The sequence below is a fragment of the Methylocystis sp. genome, assembly GCF_051062815.1.
GTDB lineage: Bacteria > Pseudomonadota > Alphaproteobacteria > Rhizobiales > Beijerinckiaceae > Methylocystis.
In genome coordinates, this window is sequence record NZ_JBPFDU010000096.1 from 26,744 (window position 1) to 50,269 (window position 23,526).

Sequence of the window (23,526 nt, forward strand, 5' to 3'; positions counted from 1 at the left end):
GCGTTCGGGCCGAGTCATCGGCTCTCGTCTTGTCGCCTCTTCTCATCAGCGAAACGAAGCGCCATCAGCGTTTCGTCGAGATAATCGCCGTCGCCGTTTTTCGCTGAGCGCTCTTCAACGCCATAGGCGCGAAATCCCCACCGTTCGTAGAAGCGCAGCGCGCGAAAGTTCGTCGAGACGACGGTAAGCGTGACGATCTCGACGCTGCCGCGCGCCTCGTCGATCAGTCTTTTCATGATCTCGTCGGCGGCGCCCGATCCGCGCTCAGCGGCCTTCACATACATGCCGTAGAGCAGCGCCTTGTGGCGCGTCTTGACGCCGTCGCTCCAAGCGAGTCCGCCAACGCCAATCATTTGCGAGTCTTCAGCGTTGAACGCGCCGACGACAAAGTCGCGCTGCAGGCGCGCTGCGACCGCGTCTGGCGCGATATGCGCCTCATCTTCCGGCGCGAAGCGAAAGGCGCGAGGCTCCAACGTAAAGCTCTCAAGTCGCAGCGTCTGAAAGCGGTCCGCGTCCGAGCCGTTGAGCCGGCGACATATTGCTCGCGTTCGCATATGTCTTTGTGCCGGACAGGCCTTGCGAATGCCAGCGGCGAAGGAAATAAGCGGCGCGCATGTTCAAGGATTTCGCCAATGTGTGGATGATGGTCGGCGTTGCGCGCGATCTGGAGCGCGACGCCGGCGAGTCCTGCGCGTTCATCGACCGGAGCCCGCCGCTTGTGCGCTGCAGCATTTTTGGTCTCGACCCGTTGAACGGGAGCAGGCGATCGGGAATTTTCATAGCTGCGCCGGAGCGCCGAGAGACCGCCGGCCAATGACGGCGCAGGACACCATCTTCGCGCTTGGCACCGGCGCAGGGCGAGCGGCGATCGCCGTCATCCGGATTTCGGGGCCGGGGGCGGGGGAGGCGATCAAGGCGCTCGCCGGCAAGCTCCCGGCGCCGCGGCAGGCGAGTTTTGCGATTCTCCGCGATCCTCAAACTGGGGAAATGCTTGATCGGGGGATCGCGCTGTTCTTTCCCGGTCCCGCGTCGTCAACCGGGGAAGATTACGGCGAGCTGCAGCTTCATGGCGGCCGCGCGGTCGTCGAGGGCGCGCTCGCCGCCTTGCATCGCCTCCCCGGCCTACGGCCGGCCGATCCCGGCGAATTCGCGCGCCGCAGCTTCGCCAATGGCAAGCTCGATCTCTCTCAGGCGGAAGCGCTCGCCGATCTCATCGATGCGCAAACCGGGGCGCAGCGGCGGCAGGCGTTGCGGGTGGCAGGCGGCGCGTTGCGCCGAAAAGTCGAGGGCTGGCGGGCGGCGCTGGTGGAGTCGCTGGCGCTTGTCGTAGCCGAGCTCGACTTCAGCGACGAGGCGGATGTCGGCGCGTTTTCGCCGGCGCGGCTCCGCGTGCTGCTTTCGCCGCTTGCCGAGGACATGCGGGGGGAGCTGCGGCTCGCGCCAGCCTCGGAGCGTATGCGTGACGGTTTTCTCGTCATGATTCTCGGGCGGCCGAATGTCGGCAAGTCGACTCTGATCAACGCGCTGACGCGCCGCGATCTGGCGATCGTCTCGCCGATTCCCGGCACGACGAGGGATATGATCGAAGCCCATCTTGATATTGGCGGTTTGCCGGTGACATTGATCGACACGGCAGGTCTGCGCGAGGCGGCCGACGCGATCGAGCGGATCGGAGTCGATCGGACGCTCGCCCGGGTCGAAACCGCCGATCTGGCGCTGTGGCTCTCGGATTCTGCAGAGGCGCCGCCGGAACAGGACGTCGAGACGATCCGCGTCGCGACCAAAACCGATCTGACGCCGGCGCCTGAAGGCGCGATTGGGGTCTGCGCCTTGAGCGGCGAGGGGCTTGAGACGCTGGCGGCAGCGATTGAAGCGCGCGCCCGGGCGCGACTCGGTGACGGCGCGACGTCGGTGATCGTGCGAGAAAGGCATCGCCAGGCGCTGGAGCAAGCCGTTGAAAGCATTGATTCTATATTGGTTGACGGCGAAGCGCTCGAGCTTCAGGCGGAGGAATTGCGCCGCGCCAGCAGGGCGCTCGGCCGGATTGTCGGCGCGGTCGACGTCGAGGAGATCCTCGATGCGGTTTTCTCGCGCTTCTGTATTGGCAAATGATATGTTTCACGTGAAACAGGCCAGACCATGAATTCCGGGATGAAGCAATTCGATGTCATTGTGATCGGCGGCGGCCACGCGGGCTGCGAGGCTGCGGCGGCAGCGGCGCGTCTAGGCGCGCGCACGGCGCTCGTAACCCAGAACCGCGCAAAAATTGGCGAAATGTCCTGCAATCCGGCGATCGGCGGGCTCGGCAAGGGCCAGCTGGTAAGGGAGATCGACGCGCTCGACGGTCTGATGGGGCGGGTGGCCGACGCCGCCGGCATCCAGTTCCGCGTGCTCAACCGCTCCAAGGGCCCGGCGGTGCGCGGTCCGCGCGCCCAGGCCGACCGCAAGCTCTATCGCGCGGCGATGCAGGCGGCGCTGAATGAGACTGAAAATCTGACGATCGTCGAAGCCAGCGTCGAAGATCTGCTGATGGAGGGCGAAACTGTTCGCGGCGTCGTCACCGCCGAGGGCGAGATCAGGGCCGCGTCCGTCGTGGTCGCCGCCGGCACCTTTCTCGGCGGGGTGATCCATATCGGCGATGCGCGGACGCCGGCCGGGAGAATGGGCGATGCGCCGTCGAACGGATTAAGCCGACGGTTGCGCGAGGCCGGCTTTGCGGTCGCGCGGCTCAAGACCGGCACGCCGCCGCGGCTCGACGGGCGCAGCATCCGCTGGGCGGCGCTCGAAGAACAATGGGGCGACCCGACGCCGGAAGCCTTTTCCTATCTGACGACGGCGATCGCGAACCGCCAGATCGCCTGCGGCGTCACCCGCACGACGCCGGCCGCGCATCGGATCATTCTCGACGATCTGCATCGCTCGCCAATGCGAACGGGCGCCATTTCCGGCCCAGGACCGCGCTATTGTCCCTCGATCGAGGACAAGGTGACGCGTTTCGCCGACCGCGACGCCCATCAGATCTTTCTGGAGCCAGAAGGGCTCGACGACGACACCGTTTATCCGAACGGCGTCTCGACCTCGCTGCCGCTCGCGACCCAGCAGGCCTTCATCAACGCCATTCCTGGACTTGAGGAAACCCGCATACTGCGGCCGGGCTATGCGATCGAATATGACTATGTCGATCCGCGTGAACTCTCGGCGACCATAGAAACCAAGCGTTTTCGCGGTCTTTTCTTCGCCGGGCAGATCAACGGCACCACCGGCTATGAAGAGGCTGCGGCGCAGGGGCTGCTCGCCGGGATCAATGCGGCGCGCCACGCCGCCGGAACGGCCGCAATCGTCTTCGATCGGGCGGAAGCCTATCTCGGCGTGATGGTTGACGATCTCGTCACCCGGGGGGTCAGCGAGCCCTATCGCATGTTCACCTCGCGCGCCGAATATCGCCTGTCGCTGCGCGCCGACAACGCCGACGAGCGCCTAACGCCGCGCGGGATCGAGATCGGCTGCGTCGGCGCTGTTCGGGCGTCGCATCACGCAGTTCGCGCGGGCAGCCTGCAGGCCGCGCGCACCATGCTGCAGGCGCGCGAATTGACCTCAGCCGCGGCGCGCCGGCACGGTCTGCCGGTCAATCAGGACGGGCTGCGCCGCAGCGCCTACGGGCTACTGGCCTTTCCGGACATCACGCTGGATCGCCTGGCGTCGATCTGGCCAGAGTTCAGCGGAATTGACGCCGATACCGCCCAGCGGCTGGAGACCGAGGCGCGCTACGCCGTTTATCTCGACCGCCAGCAGGCCGATATCGACGCGTATCGACGCGATGAGCGCCTGGCGCTGCCGGACGGATTGGATTATGCGGCGATCGCCGGGCTCTCGGCGGAATTACGCGGAAAATTGAGCTACCTGCGGCCGCGCACGATCGGCCAGGCGCAGCGGATCGACGGCATGACGCCTTCAGCGTTGACGCTGCTTGCGGCGCGGGCGCGCCGCGCGTGAGAGACAGATCTTGCCGGGAGGAGGCGCTCGAACTGTTCCCGGAACTCAAACCGATTGAAGCGCAGCTTGAGATCTACGAGTCCCTGCTGCGCCGCTGGCAGGCGAAAATCAATCTGGTCTCCTCGGCGACGCTCGACGAAATTTGGCTGCGGCACTTCGCCGATTCGGCGCAAATTCACGCCGTCGCGCCTCACATCCGATGTTGGGCGGACCTGGGGTCCGGCGCAGGCTTTCCGGGGCTTGTGACGGCGCTCTTGATGAAGTCGACGCCTGATGCAGTCGTGCACCTGATTGAGAGCGATCAACGCAAGGCTGGATTCCTCCGCGCTGTTTCACGTGAAACAGGAGCGCCTGCGGTCATTCATGCCGAGCGGATCGAAAGCGTTCTGCCGAATATCGCCGCCGAAGTCGGCGGCGTCAGCGCCCGCGCCCTGGCGCCGCTCTCTCGCCTCGTGCAGCTCGCCGAAGGGCCGCTAAAAAAAGGCGCCATTGGCGTGTTTTTAAAGGGGGAAGAGTGGCGAGACGAATTGACCGCGGTCGAGGCGCTCGGTAGCTTGAGCTGCGAATCGGCGGACAGCCGCACCCGTAAGGGCGCGCGTGTCGTCGTCGTCAAGCACAAGGCTCCCCAGTGACCGCTTCCTCTTCGCCGCGCATTTTTGTGCTGGCCAATCAAAAGGGCGGCGTGGGCAAGACGACCACCGCCATCAATCTCGGCACCGCGCTCGCGGCGGTCGGCGAGGAAGTTCTCGTCATCGACCTCGATCCGCAGGGCAATGCTTCGACGGGCCTCGGCGTCGACCGTCATCATCGCACGATCTCGACCTATGACGTGCTGCTCGGCGAATCGAGCCTCGCCGACGCGATCATCGCCACGGCGGTGCCGCGGCTCTCGATCGCGCCGTCGACTCTGGATTTGCTTGGCGTCGAACTCGAAATCGCCAATGATAAGGATCGCGCCTACAGGTTGAAGCGCGCCTTCGCCGAGCTGGCGGCCGATCATGATGATGAGCGGCGCTTCAGCTATATTCTGATCGACTGCCCGCCGTCGCTAAATCTCTTGACAATCAACGCATTAGCCAGCAGCGACGCCGTCGTCGTGCCCTTGCAGTGCGAATTCTTCGCACTGGAAGGGCTGTCCCAGCTCCTCTCGACGGTCGAGCAGGTTAGACAGACTCTCAACCATAAGTTGTCCATCCACGGCGTCGTTCTGACGATGTACGACCCGCGCAACAACCTCGCCAATCAGGTCGTCGCAGACGTGCGTCGTTTCATGGGCGAGAAGGTCTATCAGACGATGATCCCGCGCAACGTCAGGGTCTCGGAGGCCCCTTCACATGGCAAGCCGGTGCTGCTCTATGACCTCAAATGCTCGGGCAGTCAGGCCTATCTGAAGCTCGCCTCGGAAGTGATCCAGCGCGAGAAGCGGTTGCGCGCAGCCTAAGCGCCAAGCAGCCCAAGAGCCAAGCAGCCCAAGAGCCAAGCATCCTAAGAGCAAAGAAGGAGCCTTTCAAGATGGCGGATGAATCGCGGCGCCGGCTGGGCCGGGGATTGGCGGCGCTTCTGGGCGACGCCGCCGCGGACGCCACCCCGGCCGAGCGGCCGCGCGGCCCGCGAAAGGCGCCGATCGAGTTTTTGCGCCCGAACCCGCGCAATCCGCGCATTTCTTTTCGCGAAGAGGATCTGGCCGAACTGACCGCATCGATTCGCGAGAAGGGCGTGATCCAGCCCATCATCGTGCGCGTCATCGTCGGCGTCGCCGACGCCTATGAAATCATCGCGGGCGAGCGGCGCTGGCGCGCGGCGCAGATGGCCGGCCTTTCCGACGTGCCGGTCGTCATTCACGAGGCGAACGACAAGGAAGCGCTCGAACTCGCGATCATCGAGAATGTGCAGCGCGCCGACCTCAACGCCGTTGAGGAGGCGAAGGGCTATGAGCGGCTCGGCGCGGAGTTTGGATATTCCCACGGCGACATTGCGAAAATCATCGGCAAGAGCCGGTCTCACATCGCCAATACGATTCGCATGCTCAATTTACCGGAGGAGGCGAAAAAGCTCGTGGCCGAGGGCGCGATTTCGGCCGGTCACGCGCGCGCGCTCCTCGCCGTCGCCGATCCGGCGGCGGTGGCGCGGCGCATCGTTGAAAAGGGATTGACGGTTCGCGACGTCGAGCGATTGGCGAAGGATCACGCCGAGGAGGCGGGCCGGTCGGGACGCTCGCCGCGTTCCGCCAAGGATTCCGCCAAGAATTCCACCAAGAATTTCGCCAAGGACGCCGACGCGCGCGCGATCGAAAAGACCTTGAGCGACGCCCTCGGTATGCGTGTCGAACTTCGCGCCGAGGATGAAAGGGGCGAACTTCGGATTCGCTACGAATCGTTGGAGCAACTCGACTCGATTTGTCGGCTGCTGACGGAATAGATTTCCCCTTGAGCACAACGTCGACGTCAAACTGCGTCCGGCGACAGAGTCAGTTGGATGGCGCCGTCTTTCAGCGCCAATGGAGCTTCGCCAGACGCGGCGCGGCTTTCCTCGATCGCCAGTATCCGCCTACCGATATTATCGAACGATGCTCCGTCAGCTTCAGCCAGCTGGAACCCGGCGGCCCGCCATCGCGTCCGCACTCGCCTTGCCCCATGATTCGAATGAATGAAAGATCGCCCGCCCTATCTTGCGAACGTGTGCGATCAAGCTGAGCGGGCGTCGCTCCTCGATCGCTGTTGGCGCGCCATCTCAGCGATGCCCTGGCGAAAAAAAAACCCCGGCGTGAGCCGGGGGTTTTTTGTAATTGAAACCGACCCGCAAGGGCCGGTTTCACATGACTGCTAACCTTAGAACAGCGGCGACAGGAGGCTGCCGCCGAAGCGATAGGTCAGACCCGCGGAGATGACGATCGGATTGATCGGCAGCGACACCTTGACCGGGATGAAGATCGCTCCCAGCCCGGGTGCTCCCGGCACAAAAGAGACCACCGTGGAGTGCACCATCGGGTGCATGCCGATATATTTGAAGTCGACGTTCACGCCCCAATGTTCGTTGAACATATAGTCGACGCCAGCCTGGCCGACCACGCCCCAGGACGGCGCGACCGTGGCGTATTGGAACGTGCTGAGCACGGCCGGGATGCCCAAACCGGAAAGCGTCGAGCCGGGCATCATCGGGATGCCCCACACGTCGTTGTTGACGCGGGTGTTCCAGAAGGTGGTGAAGTTGACGCCGACGCCGACATAAGGCTGGAACTTGCCGAAATTGGTGGCGTGGTATTGCAACATGACCGACGGCGGGAACACCCAGGTGCGAGCGAAGTCGCTGGCGATCGTGCCGGTGCCCTGGATGTGAGCCGGAGCGACACAGCAGATCGCTTCGATCGCCCAGTTCTTGGTGAGGTAATAGGCCGCGTCGAGCATGGGAATGATTGACGTGGACGTATTCGTGCTCGCGCCGGCGATCACGCCATTCGCGCCGGTCAGGCCCGAGAGCGCGCCGATCGAACCCAAGCCGGGATATCCCGCGCCCGAGTCGAAAGTCGTGCCATGGCCGTTCAGCGGAATGACGCCGCCGACCTTCAGGCGGACCTGAAACGGCTGATAGCTGTCGACGAAAGCCGGCGGGGGTCCCTTGACGGACGGCAAGGCGCCGCTCGCGCTCGACGGCGCCACGACCGCGAAGGGATCGAAGTGCCAGTTGATGCCCGCGCGAACCGTATGAAAGCGGGTCGGCGAACTCTGCGTCGCTGCGAACTGCGGCATTGTGGGGCCGAGGGCCCCCTGGAGGATCGCCGGAACGCCGCCGTTAAGCGGCACCGAATTCGCGTTCGTCGATCCCAGATCGACATAGAGATATTCGGCCTTGAGCGACCACGCCGGGAACATCGAGGGCGACCATTCGAGGCCGCCGCCCGCCGCCCAGCCGACTCTGGTGTTGTCATAATAGCCATGGCCGAGCGGGCCTCCGCCGAACGCCGTCGCGCCCGCGAAGGTGTAATTGTCGGCGAACCCGGCGTTGTGGACGACTTGGCCATAGGCGAAGCCGCCTGTGCCGTAAACCATCAGATTGGGCATGGACGGCAGCGTGAAGCCGATCCGGCCGCGCACCGTGCCGAACCAATCGACCTTCTTCGTCGAATTAACCGACTGCACATGGGGTCCTATGGCGTCGACGAGTCCGACCGCGGCGTTGCCGTGGGACCCAATATCGGCGGCCTGGATATCCGCCTCGGCGCCAAGGACGAGCCAGGGGTTGAACTGATAATTGTAGCCGAGCTGTGCGCCGCCCACGACGCCTTGCAGATTCTGTCCGGTGGTCCAGGCCGACCCCATCGGCGCCACTCCGAGGGCGCCCGCGCTGATGTAGGAGAGACCGCCGGTTTCCGAGGAGCTGGCGCCGAAGGCGTAACCAATGTTGACGCCGCCGTAGAGACCCGTCCAGGTGAACACCGGCGGAAGCGGCGGCGGCGGCGCCTTATAGCTGGGCAGATCGGCGGCCTGGGCGGCGGCGCCCACGCTCCCGACCATAAGAGCGGCTAGCGCGCCGCGAACAAAATTCTTCATCGGAACCCCCGGATTAAATTCTGCGGTAGACGGTCGACGACGAAGGCGCCGAAGTCCCATTCACGTTGCTATAAAATTTTTGTAATGCAACTAAGTCTGATGCAAAATTAGGCTGTGGCGTGCTCATTCTTGGCCGCTGTGGCTCTCGGGCAACATTCCCTTGGGATTCATGTGGGATAACGAACATCGCTTTGCTGCAACCGCTGCCGTGCAGAGCGTTTTGGATGCGACTTTAGGCATAGGCGCGGCTTGCCGCGCCAGACGGCGCGCAGTAATCCTTGCGCCGCCGCAGCGCGGCGAAGACCCTCGAAGCGCGGCCGAGATTTTCACATCAATGCGAGGTTAAGTGAGCGCGACCGAACCCGCCGTTACGCCGGAGCTCGCCGCCGCGCATGGCCTCAAGCCCGACGAATATGCGCGCATCCTAACTCTCATCGGCCGCGCGCCGAGCTTCACCGAACTCGGCATATTCTCGGCGATGTGGAACGAACACTGTTCCTACAAGTCGTCGCGCGTGCATCTGCGCAAGCTTCCGACCAAAGCCCCTTGGGTGATTCGCGGTCCGGGCGAGAACGCCGGCGTCATCGACATTGGCGATGGCGACGCCTGCGTCTTCAAGATGGAGAGCCACAACCACCCTTCCTTTATCGAACCCTATCAAGGCGCGGCGACCGGCGTCGGCGGCATCCTCCGCGACGTCTTCACGATGGGCGCGCGGCCGATCGCCTGCTTGAACCTCCTGCGCTTCGGCCGCCCTTCGCATCCGAAAACGCGGCGGCTCGTGGCGGGCGTCGTCGCCGGCGTTGGCGGCTATGGCAATAGTTTCGGCGTGCCCACCGTTGGCGGCTCGACGGAATTCGATCCCTCCTACGACGGCAATATTCTCGTCAACGCCATGGCGGTCGGGCTCGCGCGGGCCGACTCGATTTTCTATTCGGCCGCCGCCGGCGTCGGAAATCCGATCGTGTATCTTGGCTCTAAGACCGGCCGCGACGGCATCCACGGCGCCACCATGGCCTCGGCGTCCTTTGAGGAGGACGCGGAGGAAAAGCGCCCCACCGTGCAGGTCGGCGATCCTTTTTCGGAGAAGCTGCTGTTAGAGGCCTGCCTGGAGCTCATGGCGTCGGGCGCGGTCATCGCCATCCAGGATATGGGCGCCGCCGGACTGACATCTTCGGCGGTGGAGATGGGCGCCAAGGGCAATCTCGGCATCGAGCTCGATCTCGACGCCGTTCCCTGCCGCGAACAGGGGATGACCGCCTATGAAATGATGCTCTCGGAGAGCCAGGAGCGTATGCTCATGGTTCTCAAGCCCGAACTCGAAGAGCAAGCCGAGGCGATCTTCAAAAAATGGGGACTCGACTTCGCGATCGTCGGCAGGACGACCGACTCGCTGCGCTTCGTCGTCAAGCACAAGGGCGAGGTGAAGGCCAATTTGCCGATCAAGGAACTGGGCGACGAAGCGCCACTCTACGATCGTCCCTGGACGCAAACGCCGAAACAGCCGGCGATCGACGCGGCGTCGATCAAATCGCCCCTGTCGAACCGCGAAGCGCTGCTGAAACTCCTGGCGACGCCGAATCTCTGCTCAAAGCGCTGGGTCTGGGAGCAATATGACCACCTCATTCTCGGCAATAGCGTGCGGCCGCCCGGCGGCGACGCCGCCGTGGTCAGGGTGAAGGAGGGACCGAAAGGTCTGGCGCTGACCACCGACGTCACCGCGCGCTATTGCGCCGCCGACCCTTACGAGGGCGGCAAGCAGGCGGTCGCTGAAAGCTGGCGCAACATCACCGTGCGCGGCGCGACGCCGCTGGCGCTCACCGACAATCTGAATTTCGGCAATCCGGAGCGGCCCGAATATATGGGCCAGTTCGTCGGTTGCCTGGAGGGGATCGGCGAAGCCGCCCGCGCGCTGGATTTCCCCATCGTTTCGGGAAACGTCTCGCTCTACAACGAGACGCAGGGCGCCGGTATTCTGCCCACCCCGGCGATCGGCGGCGTCGGACTGATCGCCGACGTCGCCAAGGCGGCGCAAACCGGCTTCGCGAGAGCAGGCGACGCGATCCTGCTTATCGGCGAGACGAAAGGCTGGCTCGGCCAATCAGCCTATGCGCATGATCTATGCGGGCGCACGGACGGCGCGCCGCCGCCGGTCGATCTCGCCGCCGAGCGCCGCAACGGCGACTTCGTTCGGGGACTGATTCTTTCCGGGCGCGCCAGCGCGGCGCATGACCTCTCGGATGGCGGCCTCGCCGTCGCGCTGGCGGAAATGGCGCTCTGCGGCGACAGGGGAGCCGAAATCGCGGAGCTCCCATCGGGTCCTGGACACGCGACGCTGTTTGGAGAAGACCAGGCCCGCTATCTCGTCACCATTCCACAGGGCGAGGACGCCGCCGAGGTGGTCCGAGAGGGCGCGGCGGCGGGCGTGCCCATTCTGGCGATCGGCCGCGCCGGGGGCGACGCCTTGATCCTGCCCGGCGAGGCGCCGATATTGCTGACCGAGCTGCGCAAGGCGCATGAAGCCCCGCTGCCGGCCTTCATGGCTGGAGATGACGATGCGCTTTCGGGCGCTTTCCCGACACAGGTGTCATAAAATGCCCATGCCCTCCGCTGAAATCGAGCGTCTCATCAAGTCCGCGATACCCGACGCGCAGGTGGAGCTGACCGCGCTCGTCAACGACGACGATCATTGGGCGGCGACGGTCGTCTCCGAAAGCTTCCGCGGTCTCACCCGCGTCAAGCAGCATCAACTGGTCAACGCCGCGTTCGGCGACCGGCTCGGCGGCGAGTTGCATGCGCTGCAGCTGACGACGCGGGCGCCGGAAAGCGTTTAGCCCCGTTGAAGCGGACTGCGTGTGACATATGTGTGACACGTAGCCTTCGCTCAGCTGGGGAGCTTTCGGATGATCAAACGCGTGGTGTTAGCGGCAGTTTTGGGACTATCCGCCTTGAGTCAATCCGCGCTTGCGGATCACAAGCGTCATGTGTCGCCGGACCGACATCCGAGCCACGCCGCTTGTGAGCGCAGCGGATGGAATCATCGGTCCTGCGCCCATCTCGGCCACTATGGAGACAGCACTCACTACTACTATCACCATGATAGGCGCCGGCATCACGGAATGGCGCTGGACTGATCCGCTTGGGGCGAAGGCGCGCTCAAGAGTCGGAGATAGGTCATGAGGAAGACATTGACGGTCGTGCTTCTCGCCCTTATTTGCGCGTTCTCAAGTGGCAACGCTTTTGCACAGCGTTGGCGCGAGCCTTGCTGCGCGCCGGCCGCGCCGGCGTGGGTGCAGTATCAGCAATGGGCCAACGCCTATTTTCTAGGCTGCAACTATTTGCGGCAGCTACACAAATACGGCGATGATGTCGACGCAAGGCGCGCCTGTCACGGGATGATGTTCAACTGACGGGCGCCGAACAGGCGCTGCAAGGAGGCACATGAGCACGGAAGATACGAACACGCGCATCAAGAACGAGATCGAGTCGTCCGACGTCGTGCTCTTCATGAAGGGCACGCCGCAGGCGCCGCAGTGCGGCTTCTCCATGCAGGTGGTTCAGATCCTCAACCACCTCGGCGTGCCTTACAAGGCGATCAACGTGCTCGCCGATGGAGTGATACGCGACGGCATCAAGGCCTATTCCAACTGGCCGACGATTCCGCAGCTTTACGTGAAGAACGAATTCATCGGCGGCTGCGACATCGCCAAGGAAATGTTCCAGAGCGGCGAACTCGTCGCGCTGCTCGACAAGGAAGGCGTGCCGCGCGCTCAGGCCAGCAAGGCCTAGCGCGCGTCGCAACACATCTCGGTCGAATATTTCTTCAGAATAATCCGGCGCGCTGTTGGCAGGCGCGCGCCGGATTTTTTGCGCGTGCGTGGACCTATGACAATTTCGGGCGGCGCCCCTACCACGGTTTTATGACAGTGTTATTACAGTAAGGGTCGAGCATCCGAGCGTCCGGCGTACCGGCGCCTCAGGCGGATGAGCTTCGACTGAAGGAGCGCTCCCATGAAACGCATGCTTACGGTTGTCGCGCTGGCGGCTTTCGTTGCGCCCGCATCAATCGCGCCCGCCGTCGCCCAAGACAATTATGGCTCCGCTCGCGCTCGTCGCTCTGCCCATCCCAGCGACCCGGCGATCACGGATCAAAGCCCTGCGCAGTGGTCCGCCGCAGCTCCGCGCCGCAAGACCTATGCTTGGCCGGATCAGCGTTACTACGGCGTACATGGCATGATGTACGACTGAGCAGTCGGATCGGCGCGTCCTGGCTTCCAACGCCGCCAGGACGCGATTAGCGCTGGAACGGATTTGATTTCCTGACTGCATTGCGCCAATTTCGCGCAATGTCGTCTCGGCGCCAATTTGACCTTCGCGCTTCGCTGCGTTTCGCGGCGAGATGAACGCCACAGCGCCCATCGCCCTCACTCAAGGCGACCCTTCAGGCATCGGGCCGGAGCTCGCGCTCATGGCCTATGTCTTGCGCGAATCACGCGATCTGCCACCGTTTTTTTTGCTCAGCCATCCCGCCTTTATCGCCCGAGTCGCGGCCACTCTCGCGCTCGAAATCCAGATTGAAAGCACAACGGCGGCGCAGGCCCGCGACGTCTTCTCGCGCGCGCTGCCTGTCGTCGATACGGGGCGTCATGTTGTCGCCGGCGCGCCAGGCCGTCCCGATTGTCACGACGCTCAATCAACAATTCGCTCGATCGAGAAGGCGGTGGAGTGCGTCGCAAAGGGCGAAGCGCGCGCCGTCGTCACCAATCCGATCGCGAAATCGATCCTCTATGACGCCGGATTCAAACATCCCGGGCACACCGAATTTTTGGCGGAGCTCGCGCATCGTCATTATGGCGGCGATTACCGCGCGGTGATGATGCTGTGGTCGGACGAGCTCGCCGTCGTTCCGATCACGATTCACATTCCGCTCGCCGACGCCTCGAAAAACCTGACGCGCGAACTGATCGTCGAGACGGGAGAGATTGTGGCCCATGATCTGCGAGAGCGCTTTCACATCAGTAAGCCGCGCCTGGCTTTCGCCGGCCTCAACCCTCATGCAGGCGAAGAGGGCGCGCTCGGCCGCGAGGAGATTGACGCCATCGCGCCGGCGATCGCCGACTTGCGCGCGCGCGGCGTCAATGCGTCTGGACCTTTTCCCGCCGACACGATGTTCCACGAATCCGCTCGCGCCAAATATGACGTGGCGTTGTGTCCGACGCATGATCAGGCGCTGATTCCGATCAAGACGCTCGCCTTTGAGCGCGGCGTCAATGTCACGCTCGGCCTTCCTTTCGTTCGCACGTCGCCCGATCATGGAACGGCCTTCGACATCGCCGGCAAAGGAATCGCCGATCCGACAAGCCTGATCGAGGCGATCAAACTTGCAGGACGCATCAGTTAAGTGATCGACGCGCTGCCGCCTTTGCGAGACGTCGTCGCCCGCTACGGTCTCGACGCAAGAAAATCGCTTGGACAGAACTTTCTGTTCGATCTCAATCTCACCGCGCGCATCGCCCGCGCCGCCGGACCCTTCGACGACACGACCATCGTCGAAATCGGTCCCGGTCCCGGCGGGCTGACGCGCGCGCTGCTCGAGCAAGGCGCGCGAGTCATCGCCGTCGAACGCGATCCTCGTTGTTTGCCGGCGCTCGAAGAGATCGCGGCGCATTACCCAGGCCGGCTGACGATCGTCGAAGGCGATGCGCTGGAGATCGACATTGCAGCGCTCGTGCGGACCCACGCGCCTGTCATTCCCGACGCTCGTGAAACGAGCGATCGGGAATCCAGGGCAAATTTCGATAACAACGCCATTGCTTTGGATTCCCAGTCAGGCCTTCGGCCTGTCGGGAATGACAACCGAGCTTCTGCGCGCATCTGCGCCAACCTCCCGTACAACGTCGCGACGGCGCTGCTGACGAGGTGGATCGCAGCGGAACCCTGGCCCTCGGTCTTCGACCGCTATGTGCTGATGTTTCAAAAAGAGGTCGCATTGCGCATCGTCGCGACGCCGAAAGAGCGCGCCGATTATGGTCGGCTCGCCGTGCTGTGCGGCTGGCGCACGAAGGCGCGCATTCTTTTCGATGTGTCGCCCGCCGCCTTCACGCCGCCGCCCAAAGTGACCTCTTCCGTCATTGAGCTGACGCCAAATCCCAGGCCGCTTCACTGCGATCCACACGCATTGTCGCGCGTCACGCAAGCCGCCTTCGGACAGCGCCGCAAGATGTTGCGGCAAAGTTTGAAGTCGCTTGGCGTCGATGCGGCGGCGCTGCTCGCGGCGGCCGGAATAGAAGGAACCAAACGCGCGGAAGAAATCGACGTCGCCGGTTTCGTCGCTCTGGCCAATGCGCTTTCGGCTCAGTGACGCTTGCGCAAATAGTCTCGCAGCACGACGGCGTTGTTCATCGACTCGTCGCGCGCCGCATAGAGCAATGTAACGCGGCCTTTGCGCGTCATGGCGCGAAGCGCCTCGACCTGCGGCTGCGCCTCGGGCGCGGCAAGCTGGGCGCGATAGCGCTTTTCAAATTCTTCCCAGCGCTCTGGCTTATGCGCGAACCAGCGTCGCAGCGTATCGCTTGGCGCGACGTCCTTCGCCCAGAGATCAAGATCCGCCTTGTCCTTGCGCAGGCCGCGCGGCCAAAGCCGGTCGACGAGCACGCGGGTTCCGTCTTCCGGCTCGGCGGGTTCGTACACGCGCTTGAGAGCGACAGCGGCCATTTCGAGGAAATAGCGCGCCGCGCGCGAAGAGCTATTCGCTCAAAAGCTTGGCGACGAATTGTTCGATTTCCTTGTCGCGCCTCGGCCGTCTCTGCCGTTCGGCGCGCAGGATTGCGATCAGATCATCGAAGGCGCGCTGCAGATCGTCGTTGACGATCACATAGTCGTAATCTTTCCAGCGCGCGATTTCCTTTCGCGCATTCTCAAGCCGCCGCGCCATCGCGTCGCGCGAATCCTCCGCGCGCCGCTCAAGTCGGGCGCGCAGTTCATCCATCGACGGCGGCAGGATAAAGACGGTGACGGCGTCAGCGCCCATCTTCTCCCGCACCTGGCGCGTGCCCTGATAGTCGATGTCAAAGAGGCAGTCGCGGCCTTGCGCAAGGATGTCTTCGACCGGACCGCGCGGCGTGCCGTAGAAATTGCCGTGAACCTCGGCCCATTCCAACAGTTCGCCGGCGTCGCGCATGGCGACGAATCGACGCTCGGGGATGAAGCTGTAGTGGATGCCGTCGACTTCGCTCGAACGTCTTGTGCGCGTCGTCACCGAAATCGACAGCGTCAGATCGAGATCGCGGTCCTGCAGCAGCATTCGCGTCAGCGTCGTCTTGCCCGCGCCGGAGGGCGAGGAAAGGATGAGGACAATGCCGCGGCGGCTGGATGGAGTCGGAAGCATGACTTTTCAAGAGCGAGTAGCCAATAGTGAGTAGCGAGTTAGCGAGAAGCGGCCTCGCTGTCCACTCGCTCTTCACTCGATGTTTTGAACCTGCTCGCGCAGCTGCTCGACCTCGATCTTCAGTTCAAGCCCGATCGCCGAGAGTCCAGCGTCGTTCGATTTGGCGCATAGCGTGTTGGTCTCGCGGCCAAGCTCCTGCGCCAGAAAATCCAGACGACGGCCGATCGGCCCTCCCGCGACGAGCAGTTTGGAAGCGCTCTCGACATGCGCCTTCAATCGGTCGAGCTCCTCGCGAATGTCGGCTCGAACCGCAAGCAGCGCCGCCTCCTGATGCAGTCGCGCCGGATCGAGGGAGTCGGCGTTCTCCAAGAGGCGCGCGAGCTGCTGCTTCAGCCGCGCGCGAATCGCTTCGGGCTGGCGCGCCGGCGCCGCGTCGGCCTGCACGGCGAGGATCGATATGCGGTCGAGCCGCTGACGAAGAACCGCCGCCAGGGCGCCGCCCTCCGCTGCGCGCGAGGCGGTCAGCGCGTCAAGCGCTTCGTCCAGCGATCCGAGAATACGCGCGTCGAGCTCGGCGCGCTCTGCCTCAGATAGCTCCGGCTCGACGATCTCGACCACGCCGCGTACCGCGAGCAGACCGTCGAGCGTCGCGGGTCCGACATGGGCGGGCGGCGGGCGTTCGGAGAGCGCGGCGAGAAGGGCGTCGAGAGCGGCGCGGTTGAGACGGGCGACCTGGCTCTCGTCTTCGCGCCTTGCGACAAGATTGGCGAAGACCGCCCCGCGGGCGAGCCGCGCGGCGATTTTTTCCCGCGCCTTGATCTCCACGAAGTCGAAATCGGGAGGGGCGCGCAGACGCAGGTCCAGTCCCTTGGCGTTGACGCTCTTGAGCTCCCACGCATAGCGAAAGGCGGCGACGGCGCCCTGAACGCGGGCGAATCCCGTCATGCTGTGAATGCTCATTTGCGGCGGCGACTCCGAGACGGCGAATCGGCGTGAGGCCGACGTGCGCCGCGCCTGACTATCGCCGAGTCGGCCTTACCGCAAATCGCTCGTCACAGGGACCGTCTTAGCTGAGGTGAGATCCCAGCTCTTGTCACGCAGCGGGTCGAGCGGCGTGCCTTCTGAGGCGTCGAAGGCGCGCGGACGAAGGGGCCGACCGCCTGCCGCGGCCAAAGCCGTGGCGACCGCCGGCGGCGCGGCGTCCTGGGCGAGCCGTCCGCCGAGCGCTTCGCTGGGAAGCTCGTCGGAGCCTGCCGCAAGTCCGAGACGCGCCGCGCGGGCCCTCTGTTCGGCGCGCCGCGCCGGCGAGACGGGATAGGCGACGATCCCGCCGCCGTCGTCAGGCTGAGCGTCCGGACTCTCTCGCGCGATCGTCGTCATATCCGGGTTAAGCCGCTCCTCCTCCGCACGGGGCGCCGGGCGGCGGCCGACGAGAAGCATCGGGTCGAACAGCGCCCTGGCGCGCAGCTGCACGGATTCCTCGGTAAAGAAGGGCCGCGCCCGCCTCAAGGCGGCAAATTCAGCCGCCTGGACCTGCGTGCGGTCGCCATGGCCGCCGAGGAAAAAATCGGCTTCGGCATAAGCGAATTTGCCGAGCCGGTGAGTCGGGCCGTCATCGGGCGCCATCGCCCGGTTCGGCGGAAAGTCTTCGTGACTCTCGGCAAGCGTGACGAGACGTCCGATGGGCGCCTGCGTGCGCTTGTCGGGTTTGGGCGCGGCCGGCGCGGGCACGCCGGGCGTGGCGCGGTCAACCGCGCCATCGGTCTTTTCCTTCTCCAGTCGCCGCCAGTTCTGGACGTTGCGCGAATGCTGATCGAGCGATTCCGAGAAGACATGACCGCCCGTGCCGTCGGCGACAAAATAAAGATCGCGCGTCGGCGCCGGATGCGCGGCGGCTTCAAGCGCTGCGCGGCCGGGATTGGCGATCGGTCCCGGCGGAAGACCGTCGATGGCGTAGGTGTTGTAAGGCGTCCACTTCTCGATCTCGGCGCGCATGATCGGCCGGCCGAGCGTCGCTTTTCCGCCGACGAGGCCGTAGATGATCGTGGGATCGGACTGAAGGCGCATGCCTTTGCGCAGCCGATTGACGAATACGGCGGCGACGTGCGGCCGCTCTTCGTCCTTGCCGGTCTCCTTTTCGACGATCGACGCCAGCGTCACCAGTTCGTAGGGCGTGCGCAACGGCAGCTCCGGTGAGCGCTTCGCCCAGATCGCATCGAGCGTCTTGCGCTGATCCTCCTGCATCTTCGCGAGGAGACGCGCCCGAGGGTAGCCGCGCGGGAATTTATAGGTCTCGGGCAGCAGAGCGCCTTCCTTCGGCAAGTCGACGACATCGCCCGCCAGCAGTTCGGCCTCTTTCAGCTTTTGCACAATTTGTTCCGAAGTCAGACCTTCCGGAATGGTCACGCTGTGCATGATCTGGCGACCCGAGGCGATCTGATTGATCACGTCGCGCAGGCTGATGTTTTTCTTGAAGCCATATTCGCCGGGCTTCAGCTTGCCGAGCTTGCCCTCGAGAACGATCCCGAGCTGCATGAGCGTCGAATTGGCGATGACGCCTTCGCGCTCGAGTTGGGAGATGATCTCAAGCAAGTCGCTGCGCGGCGGAATATAGACGACCTTGTCGGCCGCGAGCGGTCCGGGCTCTTTCAGCTTGTGCATGGCGGCGATGAGGCCGAAGACGCCGGCGACAAGCGCGACGAGCACGAAACTCAGGAAGCCGCTCGCCACCGAAAGCGTTCCTTCACGGCGCTTACGCTTTTTGGGCGGAGGCGCGGCTTCTACCTGCTTAGCGCTTTGCCGCGTCGCGCGCCGCCCGAACATGCCGGCGCCGGGGGACGCGGCGTCGGGCTTTTTCGCCGAGGGCTGGCCGGGCGGTTGGAGCGACGGTGTTTCAGCTTTGGCTGCGGGTGACGGCGGCGGCGCGTTGGAAGGCGCGGGAGCTGGCGATGCTGGTGCCGGCGGCGGCGCTGGAGACGGCTTTGCGGTTTCGATGGCGGGCGCGACGTAGCCGTTCGGCGCGGCCACTGGGGCCGCCTGCGCCAGGGGCGGCGGCGCGTTCGAAGGGGCTGGAGCCACGGGCGGCTGGGTGAGTGGCGATTCGACCTTTGCCGTGATGTGCGGCTGGCTTGGGGCAGTTGGCGGGTTTGGCGCAGACGCCGCTGGGATCGGTTCGATGGACGGCGTCGGAACCGGTTTGGCGCTTTCAGCCGATGGCGGGGCGGGAGCTTCGGGCGGCTCGGGCAAAGGCGCTTCGGCCTTCGCCGCAGTGGGCTGGCTTGGCGGTTCCGGCGCGGACGCGACCGTGGCCGGCTCTTTCACCGGCGCGGCGTCGGACGGCGAAACTTCCGTCGGCGGCGCGCCAGATTCCTCTGCGGGGGCGTTCAAGCTTGGTTGAGCTGTGAGGTCTTCGCGCTGCAGCGCGGCGTTTTCGGCGTTTTTGGCCGAGGTCGGCTCGGTCGGCGCCGCCGCTGCGGCGTCTGTTGGTTTTCCGGGCGCGCCTTTTTCGTCCGCTTCGCTCATCGCAATACGCCCACCAAACGTCGAAGATCTCACGCCGATTATCGCCGAGGACTTACACTATGCCTCATTGTGGCGAATTCAGGAAAGCGCCGCTTCGGTTCGCAGGCTTTGGCGCTTAGCTAGGATGCGCCGGATGAGCCGCCATGCTCAGGATGCGCGGCGAAACAGCAGCGAGGCGTTCGTGCCGCCAAAGCCGAACGAGTTCGACAAAGCGATATTGATTTCCTTCTCGCGGGCTTTGTGCGGCACGAGGTCGATCGTCGTTGCAACGGAGGGATTGTCGAGGTTGCGCGTCGGCGGCGCGACATTCGCCTGCATCGCCAGGATCGAATAGATCGCTTCGACGGCGCCGGCGGCGCCGAGCAGATGGCCGATCGCAGATTTCGTCGATGACATGGCGAGCTTGGGTTCGACGTTGCCGAGAAGACGTTCGACGGCCTTGAGTTCGATTTCGTCGCCGAGCGGCGTCGACGTGCCATGCGCATTCACGTAATCGATGTCGGTCACGGAAACGCCGGCGCGCTTCAGCGCCGCCTTCATGCAGCGATAGGCGCCGTCGCCATCGGGCGACGGGGCGGTGATGTGATAGGCGTCGCCCGACATGCCGTAGCCGATAAGTTCGGCGTAGATTTTCGCGCCGCGCGCCTTGGCGTGCTCATATTCCTCAAGCACGACGCAGCCCGCGCCTTCGCCAAGCACGAAGCCGTCGCGATCCTTGTCATAGGGCCGGGAGGCGGCTTCAGGACGATCGTTGAATCCGGTCGACAGCGCGCGGCAGGCGGCAAAGCCGGCGACGCCAATGCGATTGACGGGCGATTCGGCGCCGCCGGCGACCATCACGTCGGCGTCGCCCATCGCGATGATGCGCCCCGCGTCGCCGATGGCGTGCGTGCCGGTGGCGCAGGCCGTCACCACCGCATGATTCGGGCCCTTCAGCCCATGCATGATGGAGACATAGCCGGCCACGAGATTGATGATTCTGCCCGAGACGAAGAAAGGCGACACGCGGCGCGGTCCCTTCTCCCTCAAGGTGACGGAGGTTTCGTAAATGCCGCCGAGGCCGCCGATGCCGGAGCCGATCAGAACGCCAGTCGATTCCTGCTTCTCGGGGGTGTCGGCCACCCAGCCGGAGTCTTTTAACGCCTGCGTCGCGGCGCTCGCGCCATAGATGATGAAATCATCGACCTTGCGCTGCTCTTTGGGATCGAACCAATCGTCAGGATTGAATGTGCCGTCTTTGCCGTCGCCGCGCGGCACGACCGCCGCGATCTGGCACGCGAGGTCGGAGGCCTCGAACGTATCGATACGCTTGAAGCCGCATTCTCCGGCGGCGAGACGGCGCCAATTGGCATCCACGCCGCAGCCCAAAGGAGATACGACGCCAAGACCGGTGACGACCACCCTGCGCATGGCTCTACTCTCGAACTTTTTCTTGTTGTCGGAATGGCGGCGTCGGCGAAGCCTCGCGAGAGGATTCGCCGCGCGCTTGGATCTTTAAGTTCGTCAGGCGGCTTTCGCCTTTTCGAGGAACTTCACTGCATCGCCCACAGTGAGAATCGTCTCGGCGGCGTCGTCGGGAATCTCGACGCCGAATTCTTCCTCGAAAGCCATGACGAGTTCGACGGTATCGAGCGAATCGGCTCCCAGATCGTCGATGAAATTGGCTTTGTCGACGACCTTGTCGGCTTCGACGCCGAGGTGCTCGACAACAATCTTTTTCACGCGCTCGGCGACATCGCTCATCTTCTTTGATCCCTGTCTGCGTTTGGCGCCTTACGCGCCCTGTGGCGATTTGGAGCAGGCCTGCTGGCGCGCTCCATGATCGCCCTTCATCCCTTGTAACGTGCAATCGCGCGCCGATCGCCCTGATGTGTGCAAGACGCGTTGCGGCTTGCTCCACCGGGTTTAAATCGCGGCGACGCCGCCCCTCAGCGGCGAGGTCTGGTAGCATACTTCCCAGAGCATGGCGAGAGGCGCCCCCGCGTTCTCACGGACGCGGCGAAAGGTCGCCGCGGACGCGTTTTTCAGGCGATTCGCCGCTCCTAGATCATGGCCATGCCGCCATTGACGTGCAGGGTCTGGCCGGTGACGTAGCCCGCCTCGGCGCTGGCCAGATAGACGCAGGCGGCGGCGACGTCGGCGCCGGTCCCGAGCCTTCCCGTGGGCACCATGCGCAGGATCGCCTCCTTCTGCGCGCCGGTCAGCGCCTCGGTCATCGGGCTTTCGATGAAGCCGGGCGCGACGCAATTGACGGTCACGCCGCGCGAGGCGACCTCGGCGGCCAGCGACTTCGACATGCCGATCATGCCGGCCTTAGCGGCGGCGTAATTGCCTTGCCCGGGATTGCCGGTCACGCCGACGACCGAAGTGATCTGGATGATCCGGCCGAAGCGTTTTTTCATCATCCCGCGCAGCGCCGCGCGCGACAGGCGAAACGCCGACGTCAGATTGACGTTGATGACGGCGTCCCAGTCCTCGTCCTTGAGGCGCATGAACAACATGTCGCGGGTGATGCCGGCGTTATTGACGAGAATGTCCAGACCGCCCATCGCCGTCTCCGCCGCCGGCACGAGTTTCTCGGTCTCGTCCTTTTGCGAAAGATTGCAGGGCAGAATATGCGTGCGGCCATTCAATTCGCCGGCAAGCGCCTCAAGAGCGTCTTTCCTGGTGCCGGAAAGCGCCACGGTCGCGCCGGCGGCGTGAAGCGCGCGCGCGATCGCCGCGCCGATTCCGCCGCTCGCGCCCGTGACCAGCGAAGTCTTGCCGTTAAGATCAAACATATCTTCCCTCTCCTCCCTCGCGCCGATGGCGCGAGCTTTATAGCTTAGTTCGGGGGAGTGGCCTTTTTTCAGCCGCGGTTCAACTTCAAACGACCGCCTTCACAACGGCGGACGCCACCGATGCCCGGTCGGATACTGGGAGAAAGTGGGCGCCAGTCCGGCTTCGTTTCGCAAGCGACGGATTCGAGACTGAATTGCTCAACGACGCATCGGAATCGGCGTTAAATTTCATTGTGGCGCAACTGCAACAGTCGAAATCTTTTGGGTCTTTTGGGCCCGATTTTACCTTCTGTTTGTTGTTTCCCGCGCGAAATTTGCGCACAGTCCGCCGTGCTTGGGGGTCAGCGTCCTTAAACGTCCGAGAGAGTCACGGGACTGACGCGCACCTATTAATTTAAGTTGGCTCGAAATGAAGGATAGAGAGATGAAGACAGCGATCTCGGCCCTGGCTCTGGCGACGGCGCTTTTCGCCGGCGCCGCGAACGCCGCCGATCTACCCTCCCACAAGGCTCCTCCGCCGTACATCCCCCCGCCGCCGATCATGACCTGGACCGGGTTCTACGCCGGTCTTAACCTCGGCGGTGGCTTCTTCGCCAGCAATTCCTCCAATCAGGGTTGGAACGGGGGCTGGAACAACGGCAACAACAGCACCGGCGGCGTGATCGGCGGCGGTCAGCTCGGCTATAACTTCCAGGTTACGCCGATGTTCGTCGTCGGCGTCGAGACCGACTTCCAGGGCACCAGCCTCGGCTCCGGCGGCGGCGGCAACAACAACTGGTGGTTGTTGGGCGGCGGCTTCGGCGGCGGCGGCGCAGGCACGGCGCGTCTGAACTGGTTCGGCACCGTTCGCGGCCGCATCGGCATCACCCTGCTGAGCCCGCAACTGTTGGTCTACGGCACGGGCGGCTTCGCCTATGGCGAAGTGCAGCGCAACAGCTGGTGGAACCAGAACAGCGCCGTGCAGACGGGCTGGACCGCTGGCGGCGGCGCCGAGTGGATGTTCTTCCCGAACTGGTCCGCCAAGGTCGAGTATCTGTATACGCAGATCAGCGGCACCGGGAACAACAACAACAACTGGCTGTGGGCGTTCAACCCGGGTTGGGGCCTCAACAGCACCAACAACCGCACGCGCTTCCACACGATCCGCGCGGGCCTCAACTACCACTTCCACTTCGGCTCTCCGGCGCCGGTGTTGGCCAAGTACTAATCCTAGTACTAATCCTACCGATCGGCCTTATGGTCGAGAGAATGGGCCCGGTCCTCGCGACCGGGCCTTTTCTTTTGGCTCTCCCGTTTC

At 64.2% G+C, this 23,526-nt stretch carries 23 protein-coding genes; 14 read left to right on the forward strand and 9 right to left on the reverse strand.

What is annotated here, in order from left to right; all coding sequences use genetic code 11:
* Positions 1 to 14: 14 nt before the first annotated feature.
* Positions 15 to 554, reverse strand: a complete 540-nt coding sequence (locus tag ACR65W_RS19965) for a GNAT family N-acetyltransferase (RefSeq protein ID WP_434503048.1) — start codon at positions 552 to 554, stop codon at positions 15 to 17.
* Between the two features lie 59 nt (positions 555 to 613).
* Here ACR65W_RS19965 and ACR65W_RS19970 point away from each other — a divergent pair, with 59 nt between their 5' ends.
* From ACR65W_RS19970 to ACR65W_RS19995, 6 genes are all read left to right on the forward strand, one after another.
* Positions 614 to 817 (forward strand): hypothetical protein, encoded by a 204-nt coding sequence (locus ACR65W_RS19970; protein ID WP_434503050.1) that lies wholly within the window; start codon positions 614 to 616, stop codon positions 815 to 817.
* Entirely contained in the window at positions 814 to 2,112 is a 1,299-nt protein-coding gene (mnmE, locus tag ACR65W_RS19975) for a tRNA uridine-5-carboxymethylaminomethyl(34) synthesis GTPase MnmE (protein ID WP_434503052.1), read from the forward strand. Before ACR65W_RS19970 ends, mnmE begins: the two co-directional genes overlap by 4 nt.
* Positions 2,113 to 2,139: 27 nt before the next feature.
* Complete coding sequence (gene mnmG / locus ACR65W_RS19980; protein ID WP_434503054.1) at positions 2,140 to 3,993, forward strand: tRNA uridine-5-carboxymethylaminomethyl(34) synthesis enzyme MnmG; 1,854 nt, start codon at positions 2,140 to 2,142, stop codon at positions 3,991 to 3,993.
* On the forward strand, positions 3,990 to 4,625 hold the full coding sequence (locus ACR65W_RS19985) for a 16S rRNA (guanine(527)-N(7))-methyltransferase RsmG (RefSeq protein WP_434499486.1): 636 nt from the start codon (positions 3,990 to 3,992) through the stop codon (positions 4,623 to 4,625). The genes mnmG and ACR65W_RS19985 overlap by 4 nt, the downstream gene beginning before the upstream one ends.
* Positions 4,622 to 5,434: a ParA family protein gene (locus tag ACR65W_RS19990; protein ID WP_434499485.1), complete on the forward strand. Its 813-nt coding sequence runs from the start codon at positions 4,622 to 4,624 to the stop codon at positions 5,432 to 5,434. Before ACR65W_RS19985 ends, ACR65W_RS19990 begins: the two co-directional genes overlap by 4 nt.
* A gap of 71 nt (positions 5,435 to 5,505) precedes the next feature.
* Complete coding sequence (locus ACR65W_RS19995; protein WP_434499484.1) at positions 5,506 to 6,411, forward strand: ParB/RepB/Spo0J family partition protein; 906 nt, start codon at positions 5,506 to 5,508, stop codon at positions 6,409 to 6,411.
* A gap of 410 nt (positions 6,412 to 6,821) precedes the next feature.
* Here ACR65W_RS19995 and ACR65W_RS20000 read toward each other — a convergent pair whose 3' ends face one another.
* Positions 6,822 to 8,540, reverse strand: a complete 1,719-nt coding sequence (locus ACR65W_RS20000; RefSeq protein ID WP_434499483.1) for an OmpW family outer membrane protein — start codon at positions 8,538 to 8,540, stop codon at positions 6,822 to 6,824.
* A 346-nt stretch (positions 8,541 to 8,886) separates the two neighbouring features.
* Here ACR65W_RS20000 and purL point away from each other — a divergent pair, with 346 nt between their 5' ends.
* The 7 genes from purL to ACR65W_RS20035 all read left to right on the forward strand — a co-directional run bounded on the left by purL (position 8,887) and on the right by ACR65W_RS20035 (position 14,901).
* Positions 8,887 to 11,133, forward strand: a complete 2,247-nt coding sequence (gene purL / locus ACR65W_RS20005) for a phosphoribosylformylglycinamidine synthase subunit PurL (RefSeq protein WP_434499482.1) — start codon at positions 8,887 to 8,889, stop codon at positions 11,131 to 11,133.
* A gap of 1 nt (position 11,134) precedes the next feature.
* Complete coding sequence (locus ACR65W_RS20010; RefSeq protein ID WP_196400202.1) at positions 11,135 to 11,374, forward strand: BolA family protein; 240 nt, start codon at positions 11,135 to 11,137, stop codon at positions 11,372 to 11,374.
* Between the two features lie 342 nt (positions 11,375 to 11,716).
* Positions 11,717 to 11,950: a hypothetical protein gene (locus ACR65W_RS20015; protein WP_434499481.1), complete on the forward strand. Its 234-nt coding sequence runs from the start codon at positions 11,717 to 11,719 to the stop codon at positions 11,948 to 11,950.
* Positions 11,951 to 11,981: 31 nt separating this feature from the next.
* Positions 11,982 to 12,329, forward strand: a complete 348-nt coding sequence (grxD, locus tag ACR65W_RS20020) for a Grx4 family monothiol glutaredoxin (RefSeq protein ID WP_434499480.1) — start codon at positions 11,982 to 11,984, stop codon at positions 12,327 to 12,329.
* Positions 12,330 to 12,551: 222 nt separating this feature from the next.
* Positions 12,552 to 12,788, forward strand: a complete 237-nt coding sequence (locus tag ACR65W_RS20025) for a hypothetical protein (RefSeq protein WP_434499479.1) — start codon at positions 12,552 to 12,554, stop codon at positions 12,786 to 12,788.
* A 151-nt stretch (positions 12,789 to 12,939) separates the two neighbouring features.
* A complete protein-coding gene (gene pdxA / locus ACR65W_RS20030) occupies positions 12,940 to 13,941 on the forward strand; it encodes a 4-hydroxythreonine-4-phosphate dehydrogenase PdxA (RefSeq protein WP_434499478.1) in 1,002 nt (333 codons plus the stop codon).
* A complete protein-coding gene (locus tag ACR65W_RS20035; protein WP_434499477.1) occupies positions 13,942 to 14,901 on the forward strand; it encodes a ribosomal RNA small subunit methyltransferase A in 960 nt (319 codons plus the stop codon).
* Here the strand turns inward: ACR65W_RS20035 and ACR65W_RS20040 are convergent.
* The 7 genes from ACR65W_RS20040 to fabG form a co-directional block, all read right to left on the reverse strand.
* The gene (locus tag ACR65W_RS20040) at positions 14,895 to 15,254 is read right to left on the reverse strand and encodes a DUF488 domain-containing protein (protein ID WP_175093788.1); all 360 of its coding nucleotides are present in this window, start codon (positions 15,252 to 15,254) and stop codon (positions 14,895 to 14,897) included. The genes ACR65W_RS20035 and ACR65W_RS20040 overlap by 7 nt on opposite strands.
* Positions 15,255 to 15,285: 31 nt before the next feature.
* On the reverse strand, positions 15,286 to 15,927 hold the full coding sequence (gene gmk / locus ACR65W_RS20045) for a guanylate kinase (protein ID WP_196400209.1): 642 nt from the start codon (positions 15,925 to 15,927) through the stop codon (positions 15,286 to 15,288).
* 72 nt (positions 15,928 to 15,999) lie between these two features.
* Complete coding sequence (locus tag ACR65W_RS20050) at positions 16,000 to 16,887, reverse strand: YicC/YloC family endoribonuclease (protein ID WP_434499476.1); 888 nt, start codon at positions 16,885 to 16,887, stop codon at positions 16,000 to 16,002.
* A gap of 75 nt (positions 16,888 to 16,962) precedes the next feature.
* Positions 16,963 to 18,750, reverse strand: coding sequence for an endolytic transglycosylase MltG (mltG, locus tag ACR65W_RS20055; protein ID WP_434499521.1), 1,788 nt, complete (start codon positions 18,748 to 18,750; stop codon positions 16,963 to 16,965).
* Between the two features lie 846 nt (positions 18,751 to 19,596).
* A complete protein-coding gene (gene fabF, locus ACR65W_RS20060; RefSeq protein ID WP_123174500.1) occupies positions 19,597 to 20,859 on the reverse strand; it encodes a beta-ketoacyl-ACP synthase II in 1,263 nt (420 codons plus the stop codon).
* A 93-nt stretch (positions 20,860 to 20,952) separates the two neighbouring features.
* On the reverse strand, positions 20,953 to 21,192 hold the full coding sequence (locus tag ACR65W_RS20065; protein ID WP_014891668.1) for an acyl carrier protein: 240 nt from the start codon (positions 21,190 to 21,192) through the stop codon (positions 20,953 to 20,955).
* A gap of 299 nt (positions 21,193 to 21,491) precedes the next feature.
* Positions 21,492 to 22,229, reverse strand: coding sequence for a 3-oxoacyl-[acyl-carrier-protein] reductase (fabG, locus tag ACR65W_RS20070; RefSeq protein WP_434499475.1), 738 nt, complete (start codon positions 22,227 to 22,229; stop codon positions 21,492 to 21,494).
* A gap of 424 nt (positions 22,230 to 22,653) precedes the next feature.
* On the opposite strand from fabG, the gene ACR65W_RS20075 reads away from it, so the two are divergent.
* The gene (locus tag ACR65W_RS20075) at positions 22,654 to 23,436 is read left to right on the forward strand and encodes an outer membrane protein (RefSeq protein WP_434499474.1); all 783 of its coding nucleotides are present in this window, start codon (positions 22,654 to 22,656) and stop codon (positions 23,434 to 23,436) included.
* Positions 23,437 to 23,526: the final 90 nt, after the last annotated feature.